We start from the raw sequence: 16508 nt of genomic DNA, 5'->3' as shown, positions 1-16508 counted from the left end.
GTGTTTTCCATTGTCGGTGTGTCAACAAGAGATTTTTGGTCAATCGGAGTGCGTTTTCCGCTCATTGGGTGGCAAATCAGGGGGTGTTTTCCATCAAGCAAAAGAAGGATCTCCGTATCGCCTGGTCACAAAGCCAAGCAAAAAGCGGCCTCCCGACGGAAGGCCACGAATTGATGGAAAACGCACTCCATTTGACCAGAAACAGCGCCTTTTGAAGAGCTCGATGGAAAACGCCCTTTAATTGACCATCCAGGTCGTTGGAAACTCCCGCAGCTCCACCGGGCCGCCGCGGTCGCCCCCCCCTGCAGCTTTACGGGTCCGCCGCCACTTCCCCTACAATCGGCTTGCCTCGGCAAGAGACTGACCGCGGGTCTCGGGGGCCATGATCGCCGACAGGATCAAACCCAGTAACACCAGGCCAGCGGCCACCAGCATCGTGGGGCCAACGCCGAAAGTGGCCAAAAACAGCGGGGTGCCATAGGTGGACACGATAGTGCCGATGCGCGAGATGCCAATGGCCACGCCGACAGCCGTGGCGCGCACCTCCGTGGGAAACAGCTCGTTGGGATAGAGCCACTGCAAAATGCCCGGACCGCCGCTGAAGAACGCGTACAGGCCGAAGGCCAGCACAATGACCCACACCGGCGCCGTGGGAAACAGCCCCAGCACCACCAGGCCCGCCGCCATCAAGGCCAGCGACCCGATCAAAAGCGGCCGACGCCCCAAAGAGTTCAGCCAGAACATAGCCGGAATGGTGCCGATCAGGAAGAACAAGCTTACGACGGCCTCGCCCAGAATGGCATCATCGCCCTGGCCCAGGCCGAACGCGCTCATAATATCGGGACCGAACGTGTAGATGGCGTACATGGGCACCACCTGGCAAAGCGTGAGGATGCCCAGAAAGACAATGCGCTTGCCATAGCCGCCGCGAAAGACCGCCAGAATGCTTGTCTTGGCCTCGGGCTCCTCAAGCTCGAGCACCACGCCTTCGCCGAACACGCGCTCCACCACCTCTTCGGACTCGCGCACGCGCCCCTTGGACAGCAGCCACAGCGGAGACTCGGGAATGTCGTGGCGCCCTACCAGCAAAATCACGCAGGGCACCACCGCCGAGCCCAGCATCCACTGCCAGCCGTTTTCAACGCTGAACAGGAAGAACCCCACAAACGCTGCCGCGGTAGCGCCCAGATACCACGCCGCGGACACCATGCCCATGGACACGGAGCGGTGCTTCTTGGGCGTGAACTCGGCAATGAGCGATGTGGCAATGGGATAGTCGGCCCCCACGAACACCCCGATGAAAAAGCGCGCGGCCACCAGCTGCCACGGCTCTGTGCAAAACACGCTGAGCAGCGAGAACAAGCCAATGGCCACCAAATCGATGATGAACATCTTCTTGCGCCCAATAAGGTCGGTCAAATACCCGCCCCCGATGGTGCCCACGAAGATGCCCACCAGCACTGAGGCGCCAATGGCGGCACTCCAAGCATCCGAAAGTCCGAACTGGGGAACAATCTGCGTCAGCGCTACGCCGATAAGCGACAGCACATAGCCGTCCAAAAAGGCGCCGCCACTGGAAAAGAAGGTAATCTTGCGCAGAAACGGCGTCATGGCCACGTCGTCCATAGTCTTCTTCGCCGTGCGCTTCACCCGTTGGGCCACCTCCCCGCCCAGCTCCAAAGCCAAGTCCCCCGCTTCGCTCACCGTGGGGCTCACCACCTGCGTTGCCGCTTTCACGTTCGAGGCCATGGAGATGCTCCTTTCTGCCAGCGTTTCGCGGCAATGTCGTCTGCGAATGCGCGGAGAGGCTCCGCCGCGCGATCCATCAGGCCCGAGGAGGCCGAGGCGCTCTCGAGCCGGGAGGCGTACGCCCCGCTTCCTACTCCCACTCGACGATGCCGTAGTTCAGATGCGGCTTGGCGCCAGTCTCGTCGGCATCGGCGTCCACCAGCTGGAAGCGCGCCTCGTGCTCCCCTACCCGCCACAGCCGGGTCTCCAACGTCGTACCGGGAAGCACCGGCGAGGTGATGCGCGTCTTGAAGCGGCGTAGCCGCTCGGGCTCGCCGGGAAAAAACGCGCTGATGGCATGGCGCATGGAGAACCCGCCCAGGGCCACGCCGTGGGCGATGGGCCGCGCCAGGCCCGTCTGCTCGGTGTAGGCGAAGTCGATATGCTGCTGATGCCAGTCGCCCATCAAGCGATAAATAAGCGGCATGTTGAGCGCCATGGTCTCGCGCACCACGGCATCGGGCGCCCCGTCGGGCATCTCCACCCGATCGGCCGGCGGCTTCGGGCCGCCCCAGCCGCCGTCGTAGATGCACACGTCCCAGGTTTCGGTCTCGCACACCAGCACGCCGTCGGAACGGTAGGAGCGCCCCGTCTGCTTCGACAGGCAGCCGCGGCCCTCGCCGCGGTCGTAGAGGGCATCCTGGGTGACGAACGTCTCGATGCGGTCGTTCATAAAGAAGGGAGCGTGAACCCGCAGCTCGAAGCCGTAGTGCAGCGAGCCGTCGTAGTTGTAGCCGTAGTCCAGCGTGCGCGTCATCTCCTCGTGCACGGTCAGCGGCACGCCGAAGATGGGCAGTACCTTGAGCGACGGCGCGGCCGCGTCGTGCTCGTTGACGTACTGCAGATCGGTGACGCCGTCGAAGGCCGCATTGCAGCCTAGCGCGCAAATCTCCAGATCACGGAAGGTGTACTCCCGCACAAAGGGCCCAAACTCCTTGCCCACAATGTCCGTGCTGATAGCCATCGATGCTCCTCCTTCGCGCTTAGCGCAACAGCTTCTTCTCGATCTTCAGGGAACAGGTGCGCGGGAACTTCTCGACGAACTCCACGAACGAGGGCACCTTGAAATCGGCCAGACGGTCGGCGCACCAACCGCGGACGTCCTCCACGCCCAGGGAAGCCCCCGCCACGGGCAGTACGAACGCCTTGACGGCCTGATCGCGAATGGGGTCGTCCACGCCGATGACCGCAGCCTCATCGATAGCCGGGTGCTCCATGAGTACGTTTTCGATCTCGGTGGTGGAAATGTTCTCGCCGGCGCGCTTGATCATGTTGGCCTTGCGGTCCACGAAGAAGAACCATCCGTCGGCGTCGCGATAGCCGCGGTCCCCCGTGCGCAGCCAGCCGTCCTCGGTGAAGGTGCGGGCCGTGGCCTCCGGGTCGTTGAAGTACTCGGCCATAATGGTGCGTCCGCGCACGCCTTTCACCTGGATCTCCCCCGCTTCGCCCACGGGCGCCTCGGTGCCGTCGTCGCCCATGATGCGCACCTCGTAGCCGAAGCCGGGACGCCCCACCGAGGGCCAGCGACGAGGGCCGACGGGCGGATCAGTGAGCACCCAGCACACCGATTCGGTGGACCCGTAGGTGTTCATAAGACGCACGTCGAAACGCTCTTCGAACGCCTCTTTCTCCTCGTCGGTCACCGACAGGAAGTACAGCACCTCGCGCAGGCAGTGATTGCGCTCATTGACGGCCACGGGCTGCATGAGCAGCGTGCGCAGCATCATGGCCACGCATTGGGTAACGGTGGCGCGGTAGCTGACCACCTGCTGCCAGAAACGGCTCGCGCTGTATTTCTCCACCACAATGAGGGTGGCGCCGGCCACAAGCACCGGCGTGAGCGCCGCCAGTTGGAAGTTGGAATGGCAGGCCGGCATGGTCGTCAGCAGACGGTCGGATGCCGTCAGCGACGTCTCCCAGCAGCCGTACACACCGGAGTACAGCAGGTTCGCGTGAGTCAGCACCACGCCTTTGGGCGCTGCGGTGGTGCCGGAGGTGAAGATGATCTCGACCGGATCGTTGGACGAGAGCGGCCTCAGCTCCGTCAGCAGGGACGGCTGGGCCGCGCGTTCGCCGTCAAAGCAGCGCACGGCCCCTCCCTGCCGCAGCCTTTCGAGGGCGGCCGGCGGCCAGCCGTCGACTCCCTCCGGGGCGCGCGCAATGAGCAGCCCCTTGGGAAGATAGCGCTCGGTAGCTGCCAGCGTGGCGTAGAGCTCGGCGAACTCCGCCTCCACAACCGCGCAAGTGGCACCCGTGCGCTCCAGCACGAAGGCGGCTTCCTCCGCCTTGTACTGCTCGTTCATGGGCACGGCCACGGCGCCGATTTTCGCCAGGCCGAACAGGCACAGCATGAACTCGGGGCAGGTGTGCATCTGCACGGCCACCCTCTCGCCAGCCTGAACGCCCAAGGAAAGGAAGAGATTGGCCGTACGATTGATCTCGTCGTCGAACGCGCGATAGGTGTAGCAGCTCACTGCTCCCTCGCGACTCTGGAACTCCAGAAACGTCGCATCGCCGCGTCCCGCCCGCAGGCGCTCCCACAGGATGCGCAGGGTGTCGTCGCCCACGATATCGGCCATGATCTCCTCCTCTCTTGAATCGCGCCGAAGCTACTCGGCAACCTTCACGACGCCGTCAGCAGCCAGCTGGTCGATCTGCTCGCGGGTGTAGCCCAACTTGGTCAGCACATCCACGGTGTCGCCGCCGTGCTCGGGCATGGGACGCCAAATCTGGCCCGGCGTCTGCTCGAAGCGGGGCATGGGCGACAGGCCCTTGAAGGTCTCGCCGTCCTTGGTCTCCCACTCCACGAAGTTGCCGCGGGCGGCCATGTGCGGATCGGCCACCATGTCCTCGAACTCGTAGACGCTCTGAGCAGCGATGGCGTGCTCGGCCAGAATGTCCTCCAGCTCGGTCTTGGTGCGCTCGGCCAGCCAGGCCTCCAGGCGCTTCTCGAATTCCTCGGCGATGGGCATGGACAGCCACAGCGAGGCGGTGTCCTCGGGCAGCTCCGGCGTGCCCCACTGATCGCCCAGGCCCAGCTCCTCGATGATCCACTTGTTCTGGCGAATGCCGAAGAGGTTCAGCGCGATGAAGCCGTCGGCGCACTTGTACACGCCGATGCCGCACAGGTTCTGGTTGCGGGCGCCGGCGCGAGGCCACTTGATGCCCTCGTTCAAGAAGTCCACCAGGTAGTACTGGCTCATGTACATGATGCCCTCGTACATGGCCCAGTCGATGGACTCGCCCTCGCCGGTGCGCTCGGCCTTGCGAAGCGCGGCCAGGGAGGCAGCGATGAGCAGGTAGGAGTTGATGTAGTCGCCGGAGTAGGGCATGGTGATCATGGGCTGCTCGGGCGTGCCGTTCTGGCAGGTGAAGCCGGCATAGGGGCCCACGGTGCCGTCATAGGCGGGGCGCTTCACGCGGTCCGGGTCGCCGAACTTGCCGAAACCGGAGCAGTGCACGATGATGAGCTTGGGGTTCACGGCCCACATGTCCTCATCGGTAAAGCCCTTGCGATCCCAGGTGCCGCCCTTGGAGGACTCGAAGAAGATGTCGGTGTCCTTCAGCATCTTCAGCAGCACCTCCTTGCCCTCGGGCGTGAACTGGTTCAGACCCACGGAGCGGCAGTTGCGGCGCTCGGCCTGAGCGGCGTTCTTGGCGTCGCGCACGGTGTCGCCGTAGCCGGTGTTCTCCAACCAGGTCACGTCGGCGCCCCAGTCGGCCATGATGTTGCAAGCGCGGGGAATAGCCTCCTCCATGGCCGCGAACACCACTTTCACGTCATCAAGAACACCAAACGAAGGCTTTTCAGTAGGCAGAGACATAGGTAAGTTCCTTTCTTAGGGATGGATCCTGTTGCGAACGAAAAGAGGTTCAACAAAGAACGAGATCAGAGGGGACAGGGGGTGCCCTGACCGAGCGAGTTCCGCAGTGACTGGAACAGCCCAGTGGGCTGTTCCACCAAGCGAGGACTGTCTGAGCGAATCAGGGTACCCCCTGGCCCCGACCGGCGAGGAGCTTCGAGCTCAGCTGCTATCGGGCAACACGCCTCAAGCTCCTCACCGGACAAGCAAGCACTAGGCCTTGTACTTCTTGCAAGCACCCTTGGCGGTGGCCAGAATCATCATCTCGTCCGTACCGCCGGACACGCGGTCGACGCGCAGGTCGCGCCAGATGCGGTTGATGCGATGCTCGCTGGCCACGGCGATGCCGCCCATGACCTGCATGGCGTCATCGGTCACCTCGAAGGAGGCGTTGGCGCAGTAGTACTTGCACATGGCGGCGGCCGCAGCATCGAAGTTGCCGCCGTTGTTGTCGGCGTTCCAGGCGGCCTCGTAGAGCATGTTGCGCATGTTCGTCAGCTTGATGCACATCTCGGTGATCTTGAGCGAGTTCAGCTGGAAACGGCTGATGGGCTTGCCGAAGGCGATGCGGGTGTTGGCATGCTTCATGGCGTCCTCGAAAGCGCAGATGGCGGTGCCGTAGTCGCAGGCGCCTACCAGCCAGCGCTCGAAGTTGAAGTCGGACACGCCGCGCATGAAGCCGTTGCCCTCCTGGCCAAAGATGTCGGACTCCTCCAGCTCCACGTTGTCCAGGTACACCTCGCAGCAGCTGTCCATGCGCAGACCCAGCTTCGGCAGCGGCGACAGCTTCACGCCCGGCTTGGACATATCCACGAAGAACTCGGTGAACACCGACTCGTCATCGGCGTTCTTCGCCATGATAACCAGATACTTCACGCCAGCCGAGGAGGTAATGAAGGTCTTGGTGCCGTTCAGGTAGATCTTGCCGTTCTCGCGCTTGTAGGTGGTGGACAGGGCGCCCACGTCGGAGCCGGCGCCCGGCTCGGTGCAGGCGGAGTTCCAAATCTGCTCGCCGGAGCCCAAGGTGCACATCACGGCCTCGATCTGCTCGGGCGTGCCCTCGCGGATGATGGTCTCAAAGCCGGGCAGCTGATAGAGCACGTAGGTGGGGGCACCGTAGCGGCCCAGCACCTCGTAGACGGCCATCAGGGTCACACAGGGCTGCTCAAGACCCAGGCCGCCCTCGGCCTCGGGCAGCATGATCTGGTCGAAGCCCAGCTCGCACAAGCCCTTCACCCAACGCAGCGGATACTCGTGCTTCTCGTCGCACTCGTGGAAATAGGTCTCCCAGTTCTCGCTTTCCATGTACTCGCGATAGCTGTCGACGATCAGCTCCTGCTCGTCAGTGAGTCGGAAATCCATGTTCTTCTCCTTTTCAGATAGTCAGTGGCTTTGATTACAGCGGGGCGTGGGCCGCTCGCTGGAAAACCCGAGGAACGTCCTAGGCCAGGCCCAAGGTCTCGCGGTAGAAGGTGGCGCCGTGCTCAAGCGCGTCGTTGGCGGCGTCCAGCATCTTGGTGTAGTGCAGGAAGGCGTGGATAACGCCCTCGAACACCTCGTGACGGTAGGGAATGCCGTACTGCTCGCAGATAGCGGCCAGGCAGGCCGAGTCGTCGCGCAGCGGGTCGAACTCCGCTGCGGCGATGTAGCAAGCGGGTACGTCGTGGGTCAAATCGTTCAGGAACAGGTTGGCGTAGGGCTCAGTGGCCAGAGCGGCCGGGTCGGCGGCGTACAGGTTCAGGTAGAACCGCCAATCCTCCTCGGCCAGGCCATCCCAGGGACCGCCCAAAAGGCGCATGGAGGCGGAATCGGTCAGGCCGAACCAGCCGTAGAACAAAAGCAGGCACTTCACAAAAGCCGCTCCCCCACCTTCGTTGCGCAGGTACAGCGTGGCCGCCAGGTTCAAGTGAGCCCCGCCCGAGTCGCCGGCAAAGGCCAAGCGCTCGCCGTCGATGCCCCAGGCCGCCCCCTCGCGATGCAGGAAGTCGGCCACCGCGGCCACCTCCTGCACCGCGCTGGGATACTGGGCCTCCGGCGACAGGCGATAGTCTACGGCCACCACGGGCACGCCCGCGCGCTCGGCCAGAATGCGGCAGATGCGGTCGTGCGTGTCCAAGCTGCCCAGGACAAAACCGCCGCCATGCACGTAGATGATGGCCGGCTGAACCTCGCCCTTCCCGTTGACAGCTGCCGTAGCAGCGCCCGTCGGGTCGTAGCGGCGCACGGGAATGTCGCCGAAGGGGCCCGCGACAACATCGTCGGCAACGGCGGCCATGCTCGGTGCCCCCTCGTTCCACCAGGCGCGTCCCGCCACGTAGTTCTCGCGCATCTGGGCGAACCCGGCGCTCGTGTCGTTCGCGTCGCCGGCTAGCTCGTCCTCGCGGGCCAGCACCGCCTTCATCTGCGGGCAAATGCGGGCAAGGACGTCGATCTTGTTGGGCATGGCACAACTCCTTTGCAATAGGCGCTCAGGCGAGGGAAGCGGAGCCGGTGGGCCGGGGGCGCGACCGGCTCGCGGTCGAAAGGCGGCGCCCATGCGGTTAAGGCGCAGGGCTGCCTTGAGGGGCGCGGCGGCAGGGTTGGAAAACCGCCGCGCCGTAACAGGGGTGGCCTAGACGGTGGCCTCGCCGCCGGCAATCTGGGCAGCCTCGGCCTCTTCGGCCGCATTCTGGGTGGCCGCCTCGCCGGTACCGAAATGCTTCTTGATGGAGCGGAGCAGCATGATCAGGCAGATGCAGCCGATGACGCCGAACATGATCTCGAAGCCGAAGATGCTCGTGTAGGCCTCGATGCCCTGGGCGTCGATCATGCCGCCGTACCAGGTGTGGATGAACACGTCGGGCAGGAAGCCGATGACGGAGAGCAGGCCGGCAGCGGTGCCGAAGATGCGCATCGGGATCTTGATCTCGGACAGCGGCGAGGAGCCGATGGAGAAGGCGCCGTAGGTGGTGAAGCCGAACACGACGACCAGCACGGCGGCCACGGTGGCGGCACCGGGATCATGCGGGAAGAGGATGAAGCCCACCAGCACGGCGATGGACAGGATGAAGCCGCCGAGGATGACCTTGGAGGGGCTCTTCAGCTTCGTGGCCAGCCAACCCACGATGGGGCCGGCAATGAGGCCGATGCCGTAGGTACGGATGAGGCCGATGACGTTCACCAGGTTGCCGTCGGCGTCGAAGCACTGGGTCAGGTACGGGGTGGTGTAGGTAGCGCCCTGGTACACGGCGTACACGCAGAAGTAGGCAATGCAGGCCCAGATAACGCCCGGGTGCTTGATGGCCTCGACGGCCTCCTTCAGGCTGAACAGCTTGGCGTCCTTGTTGATCTCGCCCTTGAAGTCGGGGATCAGGAAGATGGAGGCCACGCCCAGCACGGCAATGATGACGGCCAGGAAGATGAGCATGACCTGAACGCCCTGCACCACGTTGGAGATAGCGGCAATAATGGCAGCATTGATGAGGCCGATAACCAGACCGGTAACACCATAGATGGAGTAGCTGATACCGATCTTGCTAGCGTACTCGTCTTCCTCGCAGCACAGGCGGATTACCTTGAAGCGGGTGCCCCACCATACCAGAATAGAGGTCACGCCCATGAGCACGAACAGCACCAGGCAGATGGTCACCGACGGCAGCATGGCGTAGACGCCCACCAGCACGGCCGTGGCCAGGAAGCCGCCCGTCGCCAGGGTGCGCATGCGGAACTTGTCAGCCACAATGCCCGAGGGCAGGTAGCAGATCATGGCGGCAATGCCGTAGGCCGACACCATGAGGCCCAAGTCGGCGTTGGTGCAGCCAAGGGCCTGCATCAGCGGATCGTAGAACACGTTCTTCAGATACATGGGCGCGTAAATGATCGACGAGCCCATGGAAATGAGCACCACGAGGGCCCATTTGTGGAGCGACGTCAGATCCTTGTACGTCACTTCCCCTTTGCTTTTCGCAAGCAACGACATGACAGTGCTTCCTTTCTCTCAGGACACCCGACCCTTCGTCGGGCTTCGCCGGTGCCTGCGACCCCCGCCGCAACACCGACTGAACTGATGAGAATTTTGCCGACCTGTCAACAAGTCGCCATCACTCGTTGTCTGCGAAAACCCACTTACCTAAATTCTTGCGACTCCCCGTTTCAGGAACTACACCGCTCTTTTTCATCGCAAAATCGGCGGTAAAACGTCGCTACTTAAAAACGTGCGATGCCTCGATGAGGCTCACCACCCTATACTCAACTCAAGACATGGCTGGTATGATCTCATCGGGTACCTCGGCGTACCAGAATCGCCCCAGCCGCGTGAACGAGCTTGAGCGTGAAGGAAGATATATGAATGCCAGCGCTGCCGAACCTGCTATTCAGTCCCCCGTACCCCGCGTTTTTCAAGGAACCGTCCTCGACCGACCTCTCTTCAAATACGTAGGATTCGCGCTGCTTCTCTCGTGGCACTATGTATTCTGGTTCGTTCCCTCCATCTTTGCCGCGGTTAATCTCATGGACGACCGCGTCACCTACTCGTGGCTCACCAACTTGCTGGCCACCGCTGTGTTCGCCTTCGCTTTTGCCCTTATTTTGGGACGCAAGCGCCATCTCTCATCCTGCCTGCCCATTGTGGTGGCCGCTCCCCTCACCTTGGCCCTGGGCTCCTTTGCCCTAGCCGTGCTGCCCTTCGATCTGGTTCCCAGCTTCCTGTGGTATGCCTTGGTAATTGCCCTCGGTGCCTGCGAGGCCATCTTCTGGATCCTGTGGGGCGAGCGCTTCGCCTGCGAAAAGGCCAACTTCACCATCCGCCACATCGGCACCACCTTTGGTCTTACCCTGCTGGGCTCCATCGCTATCGCCCACTTCCTGCCCGCTTCGCTCACGGCTCCCTTCGCAAGCCTTCTTTTGGTGGCCTCCGGGGCTCTGCTCTTCGCCGCCTGCCGCAACGGCAGCACCACCTTCCCCGTGCTCCTGCCGCGCAATGCGGCCATGGGCGGCGTGCGGAACATGCTCATGGTGGGCTTTCTCACGCTGTTCGCCACCGCAGCCTGCTACTTCCTGGTTGCCATCATCCCCTGGGAGGAGCTGCCCTTCGGCGACCATTCGTTCACCGTTGGCATACTCCTGGGCGCTTTGTTCATGCTTGCCATTGGCGGTGTGGCGTTCCTGGCCAAAGATCGCCTGAACGCCTTCAAGATCTACCCCTGGCTTTTCGTGGGCGTCATCCTCGCCTTCGCCCTCTTCCTTGCCGATCACCACTTCTTTGTCGGAGCCTTCGACATCGGTGTGGGCCTCTCCTCCATCTTCGAGGTACTGCTCATCATGTACTTCGGCATCCTGATCACCAAAGGCTACGTGACAGCCTCCATGGGCTTCGCCTGCGCCTGCGGGTTCTCGCGCCTGGGTATCTGCCTGGGCAACGCCATGGCCGTCACCTACGAGAACATGCCCGAGGTGGCCCTTGCCATCACGCCCGAAACAGCCCTTGCCTTCATGTGCCTTCTGGCCGCGCTGCTCATTCCTCTGGTGCGCCAGGAGTTCAGCATCATCGCCTTGACTACGTTGGCACCTACGAAAAGCGAGATCGAGGAGATCTGCGCCGAAGCTGCCAAGGAGTTCAGCCTGTCCGGCCGCGAAGAGGACGTGCTGCTGCTTATCGCCCGCGGGTACACCACGAAGGCCATTGCCGACAAGCTGGTTCTGTCCCCCTATACCGTGAACACCCACATCCGCCACATCTACGACAAGATGCAAATCCACAAGCGCAGCGAGCTCATCAACTACCTCAACATGCAGCGCAGCGACTTCTAAGCGGGTTGCTCCACTGGTCCGCGGGCGGGGGCGCCATCCCGCTCCAGGCACGCGCCGCTCCGCTGCTCGCTTCGCTCGTGCGCTGCGCTCCCTCATGCTTTTACCTGGCGGCCTACGGCCGCCTTTTCTTTTTGGTGTTCAGACGGTGCCCTCCGGGGATACTGCCCCCGCCCGCTGCTCTGCCTCGACAGCTTGGGACTTCAACGTCGAAGCGGTTAGCATCTGAGACTCGCAATCAGGCCAATCCCTCGGTTCCAGAATTGAGCGGTTTGGTTCCCACGCGCAATGCTGATACGAGCGTCCGACCTGGTATTTTGTCGAGAACTAATACCAAATCGCCCAGTTTTGACATGCGGCACGAAACCAAACTAGCGGTTCTCGGAACCTGTAATCTTACCGACCGTAAAGCAAGGAAGGGACGGCCTCGGCCGCCCCTTCCTCAAGCTCTTCAATTTGTAGCGAGACGCTCTCTAGCGCTTCTCCCCCAGCAGACGGTTCAAAGCGTTCAGGTAGGCCTTGGCCGAGGAGACGATGATGTCGCCGTCGGCGCCGCGACCCGTGTACACTTCGCCGCCCGCGGCCTTTACGCGCACCGTTACCTCACCCAGTGCATCGATACCGCGGGTGACGGCGGTCACCGCGAACTCGGACAGGTCGTTGTCCACCTGGACGATCTTGTCGATGGCCTTGTACACGGCGTCGATGGGGCCGGTACCCCACTCGCATACCGTGCGGTCGATACCATCGGGGCCCTTCAGCGTGACCGTGGCCGTGGGCTTCAGCGGGAAGCCGCAGCTTACCTGCACGCCGTCCAAGCTGTAGATGGCCGTCTCCTCGCGGTCGCGCTCGTTGACCAGCGCCTCCAGGTCCTCGTCGTAGACTTCCTTCTTCTTGTCAGCCACGTCGAGGAAGGCGGTGTACAGACGGTCGAGCTCTTCGCCCTCGTAGTTGTAGCCCAGCTCCTCCAGACGGTGCTTCAGGGCCGCATGGCCGCTGCGCGCCGTCAGTACAATCTGGCTGGCGCCCACGCCCACCTCGGCCGGATCGATGATCTCGTAGGTGTCGCGTTTCTTCAGCACGCCGTCCTGGTGGATGCCAGAGGAATGCGCGAAGGCGTTGGCGCCCACAATGGCCTTGTTGGCCTGGACGTTCATGCCCGTGATAGAGCTGACCAGGCGGCTGGCCTTAATGAACTCGCGCGTGTTGATGTCCGTATGGGCATCCAGCTCCTCGCCGTGCATGCGCATGGCCATGACCACTTCCTCCATGGCCGTGTTGCCCGCGCGCTCGCCCAGACCGTTGATGGTGCACTCGATCTGCGTGGCGCCGTTGCGCACGCCGGCCAGCGACAACGCCGTGGCCATGCCAAGGTCGTTGTGGCAGTGCACCGACACCGTGACGTCGTCGATGCCCTTCACGTTGTCCATCAGATACTTGATGCGGGCACCGAAGTCCTCGGGCAGCGAGTAGCCCGTCGTGTCGGGGATGTTCACCACCGTGGCACCGGCGCCGATAACGGCCTCGATGACGCGAGCCAGGAAGGCGAAGTCGGAACGGCCGGCATCCTCGGCGTAGAACTGCACGTCGTCGACGAACGTCTTCGCGTAGCTTACGCACTTTACCGCGCGCTCGATGCATTCCTCCTCGGTGATGCGCAGCTTGTCGCGCATGTGCGAGGGCGACACGCCGATGCCCGTGTGGATACGGGGGCGCTTGGCGTACTTAAGGGCATCGGCGGCGGAGTCGATGTCCTTCTCCACAGCACGGGTGAGGGCGCAGACCGTAGCCTGATCGCCAGCCAGCTCGGCAATGCGGCGCACGCTCTCGAAATCGCCGGGGCTGGAGATGGGGAAACCGGCCTCGATGACGTCCACGTTCAGGCGAAGCAGCTGACGCGCGATAACCAGTTTCTCTTCCGTATTCATAGACGCGCCGGGCGACTGCTCGCCATCGCGCAAGGTAGTGTCAAAGATGGCAATCTTGCGAGTCATAGGCTCCTTCTTTCTCTCAAACTAACTGGAAGCATCATAACAAAACAAAACGGCGCCCCCTACCAGGGCGCCGCTAAAAAATTTCCTATCGGACCCTCAGCCCTGCCTACAGCACAATCTTCCACAGATTGCGCAGGTCGATGGTCTCGCGAAGACGTGCGAGCACCGCGTCATCCACGTCGCCCTCAACGTTGATGTACACGAGCGCGCAACCCTCTCCCGCCTTAGTGCCAATCTGCATAGTGGTGATGTTCACCCCGGCGTCGCCCAAAATGGTGCCGATGACACCGATGCGGCCCGGCGCATCCACGTACTCGAACACCAGCGAGCACTTGGCCGGGGCAATGTCGATCTTGTAGCCCATAAGCGACACGATGCGCGGAGCATGGTCGGTACCGTACAGCGTGGCGGCCACCTCCACGTCGTCGGCCACAATGCGCACCGCCGAGGCGTACTCCTGGGCATCGTGAACCGCCGAGGTAGTGACGGCGATGCCATGGCGCGACGCGATGGACTCGGCGTTGGCCGCAGTGAAGGAGCCGATGCGACGGTAGGACAGACCACCATCGAGCACGGCCGCCACCAGCGGCGCCGGGTCGGCATCGCGAATGGAGCCGGCCAGCTCCACCTTGAGCGTCTTGGGGGTGCCGGAAAGAATCTGGCTGATCATGTGCCCCATCATTTTGCAGGCGGGCACATAGGGACCCACGGAATCGAGCACCTCGGGCGGCAGCGGCGACAGATTCACCGCCGTGGCCACCATGGCCCCCTCCAGGCCAGCGCTGACGTAGTCGGCAATCTGCGTGCTGGCGCGGCGCTGGGCCTCGAAGGTCATGGGCGACAGATGCGGCGTGAGAATGGCGTTCTCGAACTCGTGGAGCGGCGAGTCGGTGCAAGGCTCCACCTCGAAGGAGTCCAGAGCCACGGCGTTGATCTTACCCGCCGCCACGAAATCGGCCAGGGAATCCACATCGAAGATGCCGCCGCGAGCGGCATTCACCACCACAACGCCGTCCTTCATGGCCGCGAACTCATCGGCGCCGAACATACCCAGGGTGTCCACGGTACGGGGCAGGTGCACCGTGATGAAATCGGCCATGGCCAGCACTTTCTCTACGTCCTCGTAGAGCGTGACGCCCAGATGGAGGGCGCGCTCCGGCGAGCAGTAGGGATCATGGCCAATGAGGTTCATACCGAAGGCCGCCGCGCGCTCGGCCACCAGGCCGCCCACGCGGCCCAAGCCGAAGATGGCCAGGGTCTTGCCATAGAGCTCGGTGCCCATGAACTGCCCGCGGTTCCATTCGCCGCGATGCATGGAGGCGCTGGCGGCGGGAATATGGCGCGCCGCCGACAGCAGCAGCGCCATGGTGTGCTCGGCAGCGCTGATGATGTTGGACGTGGGCGCGTTGCAGACGATAATGCCGCGCTCGGAGGCCGCGTCGATGTCGATGTTGTCCACGGTCACGCCAGCGCGACCGATGATCTTGAGATTTTTGGCCGCGTCGAGAAGCTCGGGCGTCACGCGCGTGTTCGGATGCACAATCAGCGCCTCGTAGGGTTCGATGGCCGCCACCAGCTGCTCGGCCGAGGGGTCGATCAGCACGTCCACCTCGTAGCCGCGCTCGCGCAGGGCGTCGATGCCCTCCTGCACCAAATCTTCCGTGACCAGAATCTTCTTCGTCATATGCGCCGCCTTCCCGAAAGAGCGCCCCAGCGCTCCCCCGTTGCCAGAACAGAAGCCTCGCCCCCCTACCAGGGCCGATGACCCCGTCCTCTCGGTCATCAAAGAAGGGCGGCGCGCACTCCCAGAGCCGCAACCGCCCTTTTCTCGCTGAAAGCAGGATACCTTACCCGTTGTTCTTTTCAAACTCGGCCATGAAGGCAACCAGCGCCTCGACGCCGGCCTTGGGCATGGCGTTGTAGATGGAGGCGCGCATGCCGCCCACGGAGCGATGACCCTTGATGGACTCGATGCCGTGGCTCTTCGCCTCGGCCACGAACAGGGCATCCAGCTCGTCGGAGCCCGTGACGAAAGGCACGTTCATGAGCGAACGGTCCTCCTTGCGGGCCGTGCCCTTGAACAGCTTCGATTGATCCAGGTAATCGTAGAGAATGGCGGCCTTCTCGACGTTGCGCTCCTTCATGACGGACAGCCCGCCCATGTTCTTCAACCACTTGAACACAAGGCCGCAGATGTAGATACCGTAGGCCGGCGGGGTGTTGGACAGCGACTTGGCCTCCACCTGAGTGGTGTAGCGCATGATGGAGGGCGTAAAGGGCAGCACGTCCTCGCGCACCAGGTCATCGCGCACAATGACAATGGTAACACCGGCCGGGCCGATGTTCTTCTGCACGCCGCCGTAGATGAGGCCGAACTTCGACACATCCATGGGCTCGGACAGGAACATGGAGCTGACGTCGGTGACCAGCGGGATGTTGCCGGTGTCGGGCAGCTTCGGATAGGTGGTGCCGTAGATGGTCTCGTTCTGGCAGATGTAGACGTAGTCGGCATCGGGCGAGAACGTGAGGCCATCCACGTCGGGGACGTAGGAGAAGTTCTCGTCCTCGGAGGAGGCCACGCAGTTGGCGGTGCCGTAGAGCTTCGCTTCCTTCCAAGCTTTCTTCGACCAGGAGCCGGACACAATGTAGTCAGCCACCTTGTTCTGCATGAGGTTCATGGGGATGGCGGCAAACTGCTGGGTGGCGCCTCCCTGAAGGAACAGCACCTGGTAGTTGTCGGGGATGGCCAGAAGGTCGCGCAGATCGGCCTCGGCGGTCTCGATGATCTTCGCGAAGGGCTTGGAGCGGTGACTCATCTCCATGACGGACATGCCCGTGCCGTCGTAGTCGAGCATCTCGGCAGCTGCCTGGCGCAGCACCTCCTCGGGAAGTACGGCCGGACCGGCAGAAAAGTTGTAAACCCTACCCATGGAGCAGTTCTCCTTCGTAACGCGTCCCGGGTCGCCGTGCCAGCAGACCCCGCGGACAGCTTTCATTCACGGCCCCATTGTACTCCCAACCCTGACCACCAGGCTGAACATAAGAGCCGAGCGGCGCCCCCGCCTAAAGCGGCGGCTCT

Annotated in this window: 11 protein-coding genes; 1 reads left to right on the top strand and 10 read right to left on the bottom strand. The window is 62.9% G+C overall.

Annotated features, from left to right (window positions below; translation table 11 throughout):
• Positions 1-333 precede the first annotated feature (333 nt).
• The 7 genes from PZH32_RS08965 to PZH32_RS08935 all read right to left on the bottom strand — a co-directional run bounded on the left by PZH32_RS08965 (position 334) and on the right by PZH32_RS08935 (position 9609).
• Positions 334-1749, bottom strand: coding sequence for an MFS transporter (locus tag PZH32_RS08965; protein ID WP_275207649.1), 1416 nt, complete (start codon positions 1747-1749; stop codon positions 334-336).
• A gap of 130 nt (positions 1750-1879) precedes the next feature.
• On the bottom strand, positions 1880-2752 hold the full coding sequence (locus tag PZH32_RS08960) for a MaoC/PaaZ C-terminal domain-containing protein (protein ID WP_275207647.1): 873 nt from the start codon (positions 2750-2752) through the stop codon (positions 1880-1882).
• 19 nt (positions 2753-2771) lie between these two features.
• Complete coding sequence (gene caiC / locus PZH32_RS08955; protein ID WP_275207646.1) at positions 2772-4367, bottom strand: crotonobetaine/carnitine-CoA ligase; 1596 nt, start codon at positions 4365-4367, stop codon at positions 2772-2774.
• Positions 4368-4397: 30 nt separating this feature from the next.
• On the bottom strand, positions 4398-5612 hold the full coding sequence (gene caiB, locus PZH32_RS08950) for an L-carnitine CoA-transferase (protein ID WP_275207645.1): 1215 nt from the start codon (positions 5610-5612) through the stop codon (positions 4398-4400).
• Between the two features lie 252 nt (positions 5613-5864).
• Positions 5865-7013 (bottom strand): crotonobetainyl-CoA dehydrogenase, encoded by a 1149-nt coding sequence (gene caiA / locus PZH32_RS08945; protein WP_275207644.1) that lies wholly within the window; start codon positions 7011-7013, stop codon positions 5865-5867.
• A gap of 79 nt (positions 7014-7092) precedes the next feature.
• Complete coding sequence (gene aes / locus PZH32_RS08940; protein WP_275207642.1) at positions 7093-8094, bottom strand: acetyl esterase; 1002 nt, start codon at positions 8092-8094, stop codon at positions 7093-7095.
• Positions 8095-8262: 168 nt separating this feature from the next.
• Positions 8263-9609 (bottom strand): MFS transporter, encoded by a 1347-nt coding sequence (locus tag PZH32_RS08935; protein ID WP_275207640.1) that lies wholly within the window; start codon positions 9607-9609, stop codon positions 8263-8265.
• Between the two features lie 365 nt (positions 9610-9974).
• Between PZH32_RS08935 and PZH32_RS08930 the strand changes: the two genes are divergently transcribed.
• Positions 9975-11438 (top strand): LuxR C-terminal-related transcriptional regulator, encoded by a 1464-nt coding sequence (locus PZH32_RS08930; protein ID WP_275207638.1) that lies wholly within the window; start codon positions 9975-9977, stop codon positions 11436-11438.
• Between the two features lie 470 nt (positions 11439-11908).
• Here PZH32_RS08930 and PZH32_RS08925 read toward each other — a convergent pair whose 3' ends face one another.
• The 3 genes from PZH32_RS08925 to serC all read right to left on the bottom strand — a co-directional run bounded on the left by PZH32_RS08925 (position 11909) and on the right by serC (position 16359).
• Positions 11909-13429 carry a 2-isopropylmalate synthase gene (locus PZH32_RS08925; RefSeq protein WP_275207637.1) on the bottom strand — a complete coding sequence of 507 codons (1521 nt, stop codon included), beginning with the start codon at positions 13427-13429 and terminating at the stop codon, positions 11909-11911.
• A gap of 106 nt (positions 13430-13535) precedes the next feature.
• Positions 13536-15113 (bottom strand): phosphoglycerate dehydrogenase, encoded by a 1578-nt coding sequence (gene serA / locus PZH32_RS08920; RefSeq protein WP_275207635.1) that lies wholly within the window; start codon positions 15111-15113, stop codon positions 13536-13538.
• A gap of 163 nt (positions 15114-15276) precedes the next feature.
• Positions 15277-16359, bottom strand: a complete 1083-nt coding sequence (gene serC / locus PZH32_RS08915) for a 3-phosphoserine/phosphohydroxythreonine transaminase (protein ID WP_275207632.1) — start codon at positions 16357-16359, stop codon at positions 15277-15279.
• Positions 16360-16508: the final 149 nt, after the last annotated feature.

It is taken from the genome of Adlercreutzia equolifaciens, assembly GCF_029076695.1.
In the GTDB taxonomy this organism is placed as follows: domain Bacteria; phylum Actinomycetota; class Coriobacteriia; order Coriobacteriales; family Eggerthellaceae; genus Adlercreutzia; species Adlercreutzia equolifaciens_A.
This window is presented reverse-complemented; position numbering and strand designations above follow the sequence as displayed.

What these genes read in the sequence shown, in the direction of transcription:
- PZH32_RS08965 (WP_275207649.1), bottom strand. Translation starts at nt 1,749, where the DNA reads ATGGCCTCGAACGTGAAAGCGGCAACGCAGGTGGTGAGCCCCACGGTG.
- PZH32_RS08960 (WP_275207647.1), bottom strand. Translation starts at nt 2,752, where the DNA reads ATGGCTATCAGCACGGACATTGTGGGCAAGGAGTTTGGGCCCTTTGTG.
- caiC (WP_275207646.1), bottom strand. Translation starts at nt 4,367, where the DNA reads ATGGCCGATATCGTGGGCGACGACACCCTGCGCATCCTGTGGGAGCGC.
- caiB (WP_275207645.1), bottom strand. Translation starts at nt 5,612, where the DNA reads ATGTCTCTGCCTACTGAAAAGCCTTCGTTTGGTGTTCTTGATGACGTG.
- caiA (WP_275207644.1), bottom strand. Translation starts at nt 7,013, where the DNA reads ATGGATTTCCGACTCACTGACGAGCAGGAGCTGATCGTCGACAGCTAT.
- aes (WP_275207642.1), bottom strand. Translation starts at nt 8,094, where the DNA reads ATGCCCAACAAGATCGACGTCCTTGCCCGCATTTGCCCGCAGATGAAG.
- PZH32_RS08935 (WP_275207640.1), bottom strand. Translation starts at nt 9,609, where the DNA reads ATGTCGTTGCTTGCGAAAAGCAAAGGGGAAGTGACGTACAAGGATCTG.
- PZH32_RS08930 (WP_275207638.1), top strand. Translation starts at nt 9,975, where the DNA reads ATGAATGCCAGCGCTGCCGAACCTGCTATTCAGTCCCCCGTACCCCGC.
- PZH32_RS08925 (WP_275207637.1), bottom strand. Translation starts at nt 13,429, where the DNA reads ATGACTCGCAAGATTGCCATCTTTGACACTACCTTGCGCGATGGCGAG.
- serA (WP_275207635.1), bottom strand. Translation starts at nt 15,113, where the DNA reads ATGACGAAGAAGATTCTGGTCACGGAAGATTTGGTGCAGGAGGGCATC.
- serC (WP_275207632.1), bottom strand. Translation starts at nt 16,359, where the DNA reads ATGGGTAGGGTTTACAACTTTTCTGCCGGTCCGGCCGTACTTCCCGAG.